A 379-nucleotide genomic window follows, 5' to 3' on the forward strand; every position below is an offset into this window, starting at 1 on the left:
TTTAAAGGGCTTGAAAATGCAAATTATCATACAACCGATACGTTTTTTTCGATCCAGGAGCTGCCGAAACAATTAACAATTATCGGAGGCGGGGTCATTGCAATTGAAATGGCATTTGCGCTAGCGCCAATGGGAACAAAAGTAACCGTATTAAACCATAGTAAAGATATATTGCAAACAGAAGAACCAGATGCACGACCGATTATTAAAGAAAAAATGAAACAACTGGGAATCGAACTTGTGACAGATTTTACGTTCGAAGAAATCCATGCTGACTATGTTCAAACATCAATTGGAAATTTCCCGTTCGAAAATTTACTATTTGCGACAGGGCGCCGTCCAAACACTGAAATCGCGGAAGTGCTGGAAATGCAAATGG

At 39.6% G+C, this 379-nt stretch carries 1 protein-coding gene; it reads left to right on the top strand.

All coding sequences use genetic code 11. The features are described 5' to 3' along the window. The coding region (locus tag ACTD9P_RS30245; protein ID WP_438870520.1) for an FAD-dependent oxidoreductase at positions 1 to 379 on the top strand (379 nt) is incomplete at both ends.

It is taken from the genome of Pseudomonas onubensis, assembly GCF_965653655.1.
In the GTDB taxonomy this organism is placed as follows: domain Bacteria; phylum Pseudomonadota; class Gammaproteobacteria; order Pseudomonadales; family Pseudomonadaceae; genus Aquipseudomonas.